This is a genomic window from Anoxybacillus sp. CHMUD (assembly GCF_013096965.1).
GTDB classification, from domain to species: Bacteria; Bacillota; Bacilli; order Bacillales; family Anoxybacillaceae; genus Anoxybacillus; species Anoxybacillus kestanbolensis_A.
On record NZ_SDLG01000008.1, the window covers coordinates 57,782 to 68,637 of the forward strand.

14 protein-coding genes are annotated in these 10,856 nt (G+C 42.2%); all 14 read left to right on the forward strand.

Annotated features, from left to right (window positions below):
• Positions 1 to 133 precede the first annotated feature (133 nt).
• The 14 genes from ETB99_RS07485 to aroH all read left to right on the forward strand — a co-directional run bounded on the left by ETB99_RS07485 (position 134) and on the right by aroH (position 10,723).
• Positions 134 to 337, forward strand: coding sequence for a DUF2768 domain-containing protein (locus ETB99_RS07485; protein WP_004889822.1), 204 nt, complete (start codon positions 134 to 136; stop codon positions 335 to 337).
• A gap of 15 nt (positions 338 to 352) precedes the next feature.
• Positions 353 to 1,075: a hypothetical protein gene (locus tag ETB99_RS07490; RefSeq protein ID WP_077428618.1), complete on the forward strand. Its 723-nt coding sequence runs from the start codon at positions 353 to 355 to the stop codon at positions 1,073 to 1,075.
• 124 nt (positions 1,076 to 1,199) lie between these two features.
• Complete coding sequence (gene spoIVA / locus ETB99_RS07495) at positions 1,200 to 2,678, forward strand: stage IV sporulation protein A (protein WP_006319427.1); 1,479 nt, start codon at positions 1,200 to 1,202, stop codon at positions 2,676 to 2,678.
• Positions 2,679 to 2,937: 259 nt separating this feature from the next.
• Positions 2,938 to 3,210 carry an HU family DNA-binding protein gene (locus ETB99_RS07500; RefSeq protein ID WP_003394524.1) on the forward strand — a complete coding sequence of 91 codons (273 nt, stop codon included), beginning with the start codon at positions 2,938 to 2,940 and terminating at the stop codon, positions 3,208 to 3,210.
• Positions 3,211 to 3,321: 111 nt separating this feature from the next.
• A complete protein-coding gene (gene folE / locus ETB99_RS07505; RefSeq protein ID WP_171700311.1) occupies positions 3,322 to 3,885 on the forward strand; it encodes a GTP cyclohydrolase I FolE in 564 nt (187 codons plus the stop codon).
• Positions 3,886 to 3,895: 10 nt separating this feature from the next.
• Positions 3,896 to 4,123, forward strand: coding sequence for a trp RNA-binding attenuation protein MtrB (gene mtrB / locus ETB99_RS07510; protein WP_004889838.1), 228 nt, complete (start codon positions 3,896 to 3,898; stop codon positions 4,121 to 4,123).
• Between the two features lie 60 nt (positions 4,124 to 4,183).
• The gene (locus tag ETB99_RS07515; protein ID WP_171700312.1) at positions 4,184 to 4,831 is read left to right on the forward strand and encodes a heptaprenyl diphosphate synthase component 1; all 648 of its coding nucleotides are present in this window, start codon (positions 4,184 to 4,186) and stop codon (positions 4,829 to 4,831) included.
• Between the two features lie 24 nt (positions 4,832 to 4,855).
• Positions 4,856 to 5,569, forward strand: a complete 714-nt coding sequence (locus ETB99_RS07520) for a demethylmenaquinone methyltransferase (RefSeq protein ID WP_077428615.1) — start codon at positions 4,856 to 4,858, stop codon at positions 5,567 to 5,569.
• A gap of 11 nt (positions 5,570 to 5,580) precedes the next feature.
• Positions 5,581 to 6,543, forward strand: a complete 963-nt coding sequence (hepT, locus tag ETB99_RS07525; RefSeq protein ID WP_077428614.1) for a heptaprenyl diphosphate synthase component II — start codon at positions 5,581 to 5,583, stop codon at positions 6,541 to 6,543.
• A 107-nt stretch (positions 6,544 to 6,650) separates the two neighbouring features.
• Complete coding sequence (gene ndk / locus ETB99_RS07530; RefSeq protein ID WP_004889845.1) at positions 6,651 to 7,097, forward strand: nucleoside-diphosphate kinase; 447 nt, start codon at positions 6,651 to 6,653, stop codon at positions 7,095 to 7,097.
• A gap of 98 nt (positions 7,098 to 7,195) precedes the next feature.
• On the forward strand, positions 7,196 to 7,966 hold the full coding sequence (locus ETB99_RS07535) for a CheR family methyltransferase (protein ID WP_077428613.1): 771 nt from the start codon (positions 7,196 to 7,198) through the stop codon (positions 7,964 to 7,966).
• Between the two features lie 108 nt (positions 7,967 to 8,074).
• Positions 8,075 to 9,244, forward strand: a complete 1,170-nt coding sequence (aroC, locus tag ETB99_RS07540; protein ID WP_077428612.1) for a chorismate synthase — start codon at positions 8,075 to 8,077, stop codon at positions 9,242 to 9,244.
• On the forward strand, positions 9,244 to 10,380 hold the full coding sequence (gene aroB, locus ETB99_RS07545; protein ID WP_171700313.1) for a 3-dehydroquinate synthase: 1,137 nt from the start codon (positions 9,244 to 9,246) through the stop codon (positions 10,378 to 10,380). The genes aroC and aroB overlap by 1 nt, the downstream gene beginning before the upstream one ends.
• Positions 10,343 to 10,723 (forward strand): chorismate mutase, encoded by a 381-nt coding sequence (gene aroH / locus ETB99_RS07550; protein WP_004889854.1) that lies wholly within the window; start codon positions 10,343 to 10,345, stop codon positions 10,721 to 10,723. Before aroB ends, aroH begins: the two co-directional genes overlap by 38 nt.
• The last annotated feature ends 133 nt before the right edge of the window (positions 10,724 to 10,856 follow it).

Below are 10,856 nucleotides of genomic sequence, written 5' to 3' on the forward strand. Positions count from 1 at the left end.
GCATACAATGCTATGAAAACATTCTCAGACTTGAATGGATGGTGCATGTTTAGTCATCGTCTGAAGTAAAGACGCCCCGCTTTACTTCAGCTTTTTTATGTGACGACGGGATAAAAGAAAGAGAGGGAGAGCGATGTCACCAGGTCTTTTAAAAATGTGGATTTCATTAACAGGAATCGGGTTAATGTTTGTTGCCGTATTTTCGATTTATTTTAGTCGATATAAGGTAAAAAACAAGATTATCAAAATCATTTTAGCGACGATTGCATACATAAGTATGATCATCGCTGGCCTCATTATCGTATTTGTCGTATTTAGCGGGCCGGTTCAAGAATAAAAGGATGGATGAAAGATGAAAAAGTGGCTATATTCTATAATGATTGCTATTTTATCGGTCTTATTATCTGGATGTTTATATCCGCAAGAACGATTAGCACAAAACGAAATCCCGTATAAAGAACAAGTTGATCGTGTGCAACAAGCTGTAAATGAGTATCGACAGGCGACAGGTGGATTACTACCAATTAAAACACGTGATATGTCTACACCCATTTATCAAAAATATCCGATTGATTTCAATTTGCTTGTGCCGCGATATATGGCTGAACCGCCAGGAAACGCATTTGAAAGCGGCGGGGTGTATCAATATGTTCTTGTTGATGTAGAAACAAATCCGACAGTAAAATTACTAGACTTAAGAGCGGCAGAAGCGATTCGCGATTTAAAATTGCGCATTCGTATGTATCAAGACGCTCATGGTTACCCGCCATTTAAAGAGATGTTAGCGAAAGGGGTATTTACGCTCGACTACAAAAAACTTCGTTTAGACGCACCTCCTCATGTCGTCAGCCCATATTCAGGAAAAAATCTTCCGCTCATTATTGACGGCAAAGGAGAAATTTATATCGACTACCGCATGGATTTGTACGAAAAACTGCAGACAGAGGCGCATAACTATCGATACGGGGACGATATTCGCGATTTGCTTGTCAAGCATTCGCTTTTCGTGCCTGCATATTCCCTTCCTTATACGATTGATGAAAAGAAAAAAGAGCCAATTTTTCTTGTGAAATAAGTCATGATCCCTTCTCTAAATAAATACATTTTAGAGAAGGGATTTTTTTAGTCATAAACAAATAGGACAACAACATATGCATATAATGTCCTCATATGTTTTAAATATAAGGGAGGGAAGGCAGTTGGAAAAGGTCGATCTTTTTAAAGATATTGCTGAACGAACAGGCGGAGATATTTATTTAGGAGTTGTCGGTGCTGTTCGAACAGGAAAATCGACATTTATTAAAAAGTTTATGGAACTTGTTGTCATTCCGAATATTCAAAATGAAGCAGATAAAGCTCGGGCACAAGACGAACTGCCACAAAGTGCGGCGGGAAAAACGATTATGACGACAGAACCGAAATTTGTTCCAAACCAAGCGGTAAAAGTAAAAGTAGATGATGGACTTGAAGTGAACATTCGTCTTGTCGATTGTGTCGGTTATACTGTACAAGGCGCAAAAGGGTTTGAAGATGAAAACGGGCCGCGCATGATTCATACACCATGGTATGAAGAACCAATTCCGTTTCAAGAAGCGGCAGAAATCGGTACACGAAAAGTTATTCAAGAACATTCGACGATTGGTGTTGTCATTACAACCGATGGCTCGATTGGAGAAATTCCGCGCGAAAATTATGTCGAAGCGGAAGAACGTGTCGTCAACGAATTAAAGGAAGTTGGTAAGCCGTTTATTATGATTATCAATACAGTACGTCCACAACATCCAGAAACAGAAACGCTAAAACAGCAATTAAGCGAAAAATACGACATTCCAGTGCTAGCCTTGAGTGTGGAAGGAATGCGGGAAGCCGATGTGTATCAAGTGCTCCGTGAAGCATTATATGAATTTCCAGTATTAGAGGTGAACGTCAATTTACCAAACTGGGTAATGGTATTGCGCGAAAACCATTGGTTGCGCGAGAGCTATCAAGATGCGGTGCGTGATACTGTGAAAGATATTAAGCGATTGCGCGATGTCGACCGCGTTGTGCAGCAATTTAGCGAATATGACTTTATTGACGAAGCACGTTTAGCTGGCATTGAAATGGGGCAAGGCATTGCCGAAATTGATTTATATGCTCCAGATGAGTTGTACGATCAAATTTTAAAAGAAGTTGTCGGTGTTGAAATTCGCGGGAAAGATCATTTGTTGCAATTAATGCAAGATTTTGCTTATGCGAAAGCGGAATACGATCAAATTGCCGATGCGCTTCGCATGGTGAAACAAACAGGTTATGGCATTGCTGCTCCGTCGCTTTCTGATATGAGCTTAGATGAACCGGAAATTATTCGTCAAGGATCTCGCTTTGGCGTGCGGCTAAAAGCTGTGGCACCGTCCATTCATATGATTAAAGTGGATGTGGAATCGGAGTTTGCTCCAATCATCGGAACAGAAAAACAAAGCGAAGAGCTCGTTCGCTACTTAATGCAAGATTTTGAGGACGATCCGCTTTCCATTTGGAACTCTGATATTTTTGGTCGTTCGCTCAGCTCCATTGTTCGCGAGGGCATTCAAGCGAAACTAGCACTTATGCCTGAAAATGCCCGTTATAAATTAAAAGAAACGTTAGAGCGTATCATTAACGAAGGCTCCGGTGGACTAATTGCGATCATTTTATAAAAAGACTCCGTTTGGGGTCTTTTTTGCTTTGAAACAAAAATTTTCTCTTGCAGTAAAAAAGCGCGATATGATAATCTTTATTCAGAAAATGTTAGGTTCGTTGGAGAATAATAGGCAAATTGCATGATTTTACTCGAAAAATGTTGAATTATGAACAAGAATCAGTTAATATAAGGCATGTTAATGTATAGAAACAATAGAAAGTGTAAACAACTGAAAGTAATGTATGATACATATGCTTTGGGAGGAGGTGAATGGCATGAACAAAACGGAATTAATCAACGCGGTAGCTGAAGCAAGCGGACTTTCTAAAAAAGATGCATCTAAAGCGGTTGATGCTGTTTTTGACGCAATTACAGAAGCGCTTAAAAACGGCGATAAAGTGCAATTAATCGGTTTTGGTAACTTCGAAGTACGTGAGCGTGCGGCGCGCAAAGGACGCAACCCGCAAACAGGAGAAGAAATCGAGATTGCTGCAAGCAAAGTTCCTGCTTTCAAACCTGGGAAAGCGTTAAAAGATGCTGTAAAGTAAGAAATTACATACAGCCAAAAGAGGTAGCCGGTTGCGAGCTGCCTCTTCTTTTTTGCCTTTTTTCATCTTTATATGCTAGAATCGGATTACGTGAAGTTGAATGGTAGGAGGATGCGACAAATGAATGTACAACAAATTGAACAAGCGGTTCGCTTAATTTTAGAAGCGATTGGCGAAGATCCAAATCGTGAAGGGTTGCTCGATACACCGAAGCGGGTAGCAAAAATGTATGCGGAAGTGTTTTCTGGTTTAACCGAAGATCCGAAAGTGCACTTGCAAACGGTATTTAGTGAAGACCATGAAGAACTTGTCCTCGTCAAAGACATTCCGTTTTACTCAATGTGTGAACATCATCTCGTTCCGTTTTTTGGTGTGGCCCACGTCGCATACATTCCACGTGGCGGAAAAGTGACGGGATTGAGCAAACTAGCACGAACGGTTGAAACTGTTGCGCGACGACCGCAATTACAAGAACGAATTACAGCAACGGTAGCCGATGCCATTATGGAGACACTCGAACCGCATGGGGTGATGGTTGTTGTTGAGGCTGAACATATGTGTATGACGATGCGTGGTGTGAAAAAGCCAGGAGCGAAAACAGTTACAACTGCGGTACGTGGAACGTTTGCAACAGATGACAAAGCTCGTTCCGAAATATTAGCGCTGATTAAATAGGAGGGATTGTATGATGCAAGGTGATTATGTGGTGATTAAAGCGTTAGAAGACGGAGTGAATGTCATCGGGTTAACGCGTGGTTCAGATACGCGCTTCCATCATTCTGAAAAGCTTGATCAAGGGGAAGTGCTCATTGCGCAATTTACAGAGCATACATCAGCGATTAAAGTGCGCGGAAAAGCACTTATTCAAACGCAACATGGCGAAATCCAATCTGATGCGAAAAATCATCGTTAACGTGAAGAAGGTTTATGATATAATAAAGTTTGAGTTTTTGGGAAGCAAGGGTGATGAGTCATGAATATGCAACAGCAAATCGAACAAGTACGAACGCGCATTCAACGGGCAATCGCCCATTCGTATGTAGATCGCTATATACAACCACGCATGATCGATGAGGATCGTATATCGTTTGCTCTTTCTATGTTACGTTCGGCTCAAGTGGAAGAAAACATCGCGCTCGATTATGTGTTTGCTATGATGTTAATTCAACTCGCCCTTGACACCCATGATGAAGTAGATGAGCAACAAATTTCACAACAAAAGCAGTTGACTGTACTTGCGGGAGATTTATATAGCGGATTGTACTACGACTTTTTAGCGCGACGACACGACATTTCACTCATTCGTCGTTTTGCCGAAGCGATTAAAGAGATCAATATACAAAAAATTCGCTTGCAGCAATTGTCGTCAAATGATCTTGAGCGTTTTCATTGCATCGCTGTCATTGAATCTGCGTTGCTTCGGCAGCTTGCAGAACACGTGCATGCCCACGAGTGGGGGGAAGTGGCGTGTTACTTATTTGCGCTAAAACGTGTTTATCGTGAGAGAGCGAAGTTGGAGGCCTTGAATTACATCGATCACTGCAAGCGAAAATTACAAGATCTTCTCCCGTTTCATGTACACAAAGAAGTAAAAGAGCAATTCTCTCATCTCCTCGTTTGATTTCAGTTGAAAGAAGGGGATTTTATGCAACAATCAAAAGAAGAACGTGTGCATCGCGTGTTCGAAAAAATTTCTGATCATTACGATCGGATGAATTCTGTTATTAGCTTTAAACGTCATGTCGCATGGCGGAAAGATACGATGAAACGAATGAACGTACAAAAAGGAACGAAAGCGCTCGATGTATGTTGTGGAACGGCAGATTGGACGATCGCGTTAGCCGAAGCCGTTGGACCTAACGGTGAAGTGTATGGACTCGATTTTAGTCGTAATATGCTAAAGGTTGGGGAGGAAAAAGTAAAAGAACGCGGTTTTCAGCACGTGACACTCGTACATGGCAATGCGATGAGCTTGCCGTTTCCTGATAACACGTTCGATTATGTCACAATCGGTTTCGGATTGCGAAACGTTCCTGATTATATGACAGTGTTAAAAGAAATGTATCGCGTCGTAAAACCAGGCGGAAAAGTTGTTTGTTTAGAAACATCACAACCGACGCTCATCGGTTTTCGACAGCTGTACTATGCGTATTTTCGTTATATCATGCCTTTTTTTGGGAAAATTTTCGCGAAAAGTTACGAAGAATACTCGTGGTTGCAAGAGTCAGCACGTGAATTTCCAGGAATGGACGAGCTAGCGGATATGTTTCGGCAGGCTGGTTTTGTAAACGTACAAGTGAAACCGTATACGTTTGGAGTGGCAGCGATGCATCTCGGACATAAACCTGATGGACGTTAAGGTGAATTATAATGAAGCTAAAAGCGATGTATTCGTTTTTGAACGGGGATTTAAACAAAATTGAAGAACAATTAAAGTTGACCGTGCAAGCGTCTGATCCGCTCGTCAATGAAGCATCGTTACATTTGCTTGAGGCGGGTGGAAAGCGCATTCGACCGGTGTTTGTTTTGCTCGGTGGACAATTTGGTACATATCATTTTGAGAAGATGAAGCGAGTAGCTGTCGCGCTCGAGCTCATTCATATGGCATCTCTTGTCCATGACGATGTGATTGACGGGGCGATGTTACGACGCGGAAAAGAGACGATTCAAGCGAAATGGGGCGATCGGTTCGCGATGTATGTTGGTGACTATTTGTTCGCTCGGGCGCTTGAGCAAATGTGCGAAATTGATGATCCAGTTGCCCACCGCATTTTAGCTAACACCATTGTGGAAGTATGTCGAGGGGAAATTGAGCAAATTAGTGATAAATATCGATTCGATCAAAATTTACGTCGCTATTTGCAACGAATTAAAAGAAAAACGGCGTTGCTCATTGCGGCAAGTTGCCAACTTGGCGCGGTCGTAGCAGGAGCGCCAGAAGCTGTGCATAAAACATTGTATTGGTTTGGTTATTACGTCGGTATGTCGTTTCAAATTACAGACGACATTCTTGATTTCATTGGAACAGAAAAACAACTCGGCAAACCGGCAGGAAGCGACTTATCACAAGGGCATGTGACGCTCCCTGTTTTATATGCAATGAAAGAGCGGACGGTAAAAGAACAAATTATGAAAGTAAACGAACATACGACAAATCGTGAAATGGCGGATGTCATTGATGGGATTAAGCGAACAAATGCGATTGAAAAATCGTATGAGCTTGGGGATCGCTATTTGCAAAAAGCACTCGATACGTTACAAAAACTGCCACGCAACCGTGCTTGGACCGCGCTTTATAACATTGCAAAGTATATTGGTAAGCGAAAATATTAAAAAATTAAATCGTTTTCATGGCGAATATTGCTAATTTGCGTACGAAATGATATAATTGCAAGGGAGTCAGTTCCAATACATAACGTATCAGGGGTGGAGAATTCGTCATGGAAAGAACATTTCTAATGGTCAAACCAGATGGGGTACAACGCGGTGTTATCGGTGACATCGTTGCTCGTTTTGAGCGCAAAGGTTTTCAGCTTGTTGGTGCAAAGTTGATGCAAGTATCGCGTGAACTTGCTGAACAACATTATGCGGAGCATAAAGAGCGTCCGTTTTTCGGTGAGCTCGTTGAATTTATTACGTCCGGTCCAGTATTTGCGATGGTATGGGAAGGCGAAAATGTTATCGCAACAGCTCGTCAAATGATGGGGAAAACGAACCCACAAGAAGCGTTGCCAGGCACAATTCGCGGTGATTTCGGCTTAACGGTCGGAAAAAATATTATTCACGGCTCTGACTCGAAAGAGAGCGCGGCGCGCGAAATTCAACTATTTTTCAAAGAAGAAGAACTCGTTTCCTACAGCAAGCTAATGAACGAGTGGGTATATTAAAAAAGGTAGGCACATGCCTATCTTTATTTTTTTATTTCTGTTTTTTCACATTTTCGTTATACTGTATGTATGAAAGAAAAGGAAGAGGAGTTTTTTGTATGAGTGATTATCAACAATTTATTGCAAACGTGAAACGAAAAACAGGCATCGATTTAGCGCTATACAAAGAAGCGCAAATGAAACGGCGATTAACTTCTCTCTATGAAAAGAAAGGATTTAAAAATTTTGATGAATTTTTTCGGGCGATGAATCATGACCAAGCGTTGTATCATGAGTTTTTAGACCGCATGACGATTAACGTATCTGAATTTTTCCGCAATGCAAAACGATGGGAAGTGTTGGAGAAAAAAATTATTCCGAAACTTCTTGAAAAAAACAAACGGTTAAAAGTATGGAGCGCTGCCTGCTCAACTGGAGAAGAACCGTATACATTGGCCATTATTTTATCTAAGTTCATGCCATTATCGCAAGTATCTGTATTAGCTACTGACATTGATGATAACGCCATGGCTCGTGCGAAGCTTGGTATTTATATGGAGCGTTCCCTTCAAGAAGTGCCAGAGGACGTGAAGAAAAAATTTTTTGTCAAAGAAGGATCTCACTATAAAATTATCGATGACATTAAACGAACAGTGACGTTTAAAAAACATAATTTGCTTGCCGATCCATTTGATACAGGTTTTGACTTAATCGTTTGCCGCAACGTACTTATTTACTTTACGGAAGAAGCAAAACATGAATTGTACTTAAAGTTTAATCGCGCTCTTCGCCCTGGGGGAATTTTTTTCGTTGGTAGTACGGAACAAATTTTTAATCCGACGGCATACGGTTTTGAAGTAGAAGATACGTTTTTTTATCGAAAAATGTAGTTGCGGCCGAATTCGGTCGCTTTCTGTGCAATTAAGGGGTTACGTCCGCGGGAAAAATGTGCTATATTCATACATAATCGCTTTAAAGAGATGAAGGGAGAGAGAGAATTGCGGTACTTAACAGCTGGTGAATCACATGGTCCACAGTTAACAACCATTATTGAAGGCGTCCCTGCAGGATTGACGCTTTTAGCGGAACATATTAACGAAGATTTGGCGCGCCGACAAAAAGGATATGGTCGCGGGCGACGCATGCAAATTGAAAAAGATGAAGTAAAAATTTTAAGCGGTGTCCGTCATGGAAAAACGCTCGGTTCTCCGATTACACTCGTCGTTGAAAATCGCGATTGGAAACATTGGACGAACATTATGGGTATCGAACCGCTTACTGATGATACAGAAGAAGTGAAACGAAAAGTAACACGCCCACGTCCGGGACATGCGGACTTAAATGGAGCAATAAAGTATGGTCATCGCGATATGCGCAATGTGCTAGAGCGCTCTTCTGCACGTGAGACAACGGTGCGGGTGGCAGCAGGAGCGGTAGCGAAGCGTATTTTAGCAGAATTAGGTATTCGTATCGCCAGTCACGTCGTTGAAATTGGTGGGGTAAAGGCGGAACATACCGCATACACATCGCTTGAGGAATTACAACAAGTGACAGAACAATCTCCTGTTCGCTGTTTTGATGCAGAAGCGGAAAAAAAGATGATGGCGGCCATTGATGAAGCGAAAGAAAAAGGCGATTCGATTGGTGGAATTGTCGAAGTCATTGTTGAAGGTGTTCCAGTTGGTGTCGGGAGCTATGTGCATTACGACCGAAAGTTAGATGCAAAAATTGCCGCGGCGATCGTGAGCATTAACGCATTTAAAGGCGTTGAGTTCGGTATCGGATTTGAAGCGGCACGTCGCTTTGGAAGCGAAGTGCACGACGAAATTATATGGAACGAAGAAACGGGATATACGCGCAAAACGAACCGACTTGGCGGATTTGAAGGCGGGATGACGACGGGTATGCCGATCGTTGTACGCGGAGTGATGAAGCCGATTCCGACGTTATATAAGCCGCTTATGAGTGTCGATATTGAGACAAAAGAACCGTTTGCGGCAAGCATCGAACGCTCTGATAGTTGCGCAGTCCCAGCAGCAAGCGTCGTGGCTGAAGCTGTTGTAGCATGGGAAATTGCGAATGCTATTGTCGAACAATTTGGACAAGATCGCATCGATTTGATCATCGAAAATGTCGAAGCGATGCGCCGGTACGCAAAGGAGTTTTAATGATGAAACGCATTCACATTGATACGCCATCAAAACGGTACGAAGTCGTCATTGGAAATGAAGTGCTGCATATGATCGATCGCGTGATCGATCGTGTTTGTCCGCATGTAACAGCTGTGCTCATTATTACAGATGAAACCGTTGCTTCGCTTTACTTAGATGACGTGAAGAAAACGCTCCATCAAACGTATGATCGTGTGTACACGCATATTATTCCGAGTGGAGAAGAAGCGAAGTCATTTGAACAATTTTATGCATGCCATACGGCAGCGTTAACAAATCATCTCGATCGTCATTCGTTAATTGTTGCGCTCGGGGGAGGGGTCGTCGGAGATTTAGCCGGTTTTGTTGCAGCGACATATATGCGCGGCATTCGTTTCATTCAAGTACCGACAACGCTACTTGCGCACGATAGTGCTGTTGGAGGAAAAACGGCTATCAATCATCCGCTTGGAAAAAATATGATCGGAGCTTTTTACCAGCCTGAACTCGTTTTTTACGATATTTCCTTACTCCATACGCTTCCTGAACGAGAAATGAGATCAGGTTTCGCAGAAATTATGAAACACTCCTTAATTTATGATCGCGCTTTTTTCGGCTGGTTACAAGCGAACGTGCAACAGCTAGATGATTTACGTGGCGATCGTTTGCAATATGCGATTCAAAGAGGGATTGAAATTAAAGCAGCTATTGTCGCCAAAGATGAAAAAGAGCAAGGGGTTCGCGCTTATTTAAACTTTGGTCATACGCTCGGTCATGCTTTAGAAAGTGAACTCGGCTATGGGGTAATGACGCATGGAGATGCGGTTGCCCTCGGCATGTTATTTGCTATTTTTGTGAGCGAGCGTTTTTACAATCAACCGCTTTTTTATTCGTCATTTCGGACGTTATTCCATCGTTACGGTTTTCCGACATCCCTTCCGTCACACGTATCGCCTGAACGTTTGCTCGACAAAATGAAAAAAGATAAGAAAGCGAAAGATCAAACGGTGCGTATGGTGCTAATGAAAGAGATCGGAACCGTATGTGTTGAACAAATAAGCGATGAACAACTATTGCGATGGTTATACGCGTTTGCCGAAGAAGGGAGAGGAAAGTGTGATTCGAGCGATTCGCGGGGCAACGACGGTAAATGATAACGATGAACGAGAAATTATAGACGAGACGAAGCGATTGCTGACAGAAATGATTCGTCAAAACGATGTACATGCAGAAGATGTTGTATCCATTCTTATTTCGATGACAGATGATTTAAACGCCACGTTTCCAGCTAAGGCATTGCGTCATTTCGATGGTTGGACGTATGTTCCTGTTATGTGTATGCGAGAAATTAACGTTCCTCATGCATTGCCGAAATGTATTCGTGTCATGATGACTGTACATACGAAGCGCTCACAGCAAGATATTCACCACATATATTTACGTGATGCCGTCCAGCTTCGGCCAGACTTACAGTTGACAAAAAAGTCAGACATATAATATGATGATTTATGAGCTAGTTGAGTAGAGTAAGAGTTGAGTAGAGAATGAGTGAGAGCGGAGCAGAGGATCATTAGGATACGTACGCCTAAAGACTGCCCGTCTTTAGGCTTTTTTGTTTCCCCCTTCGTTT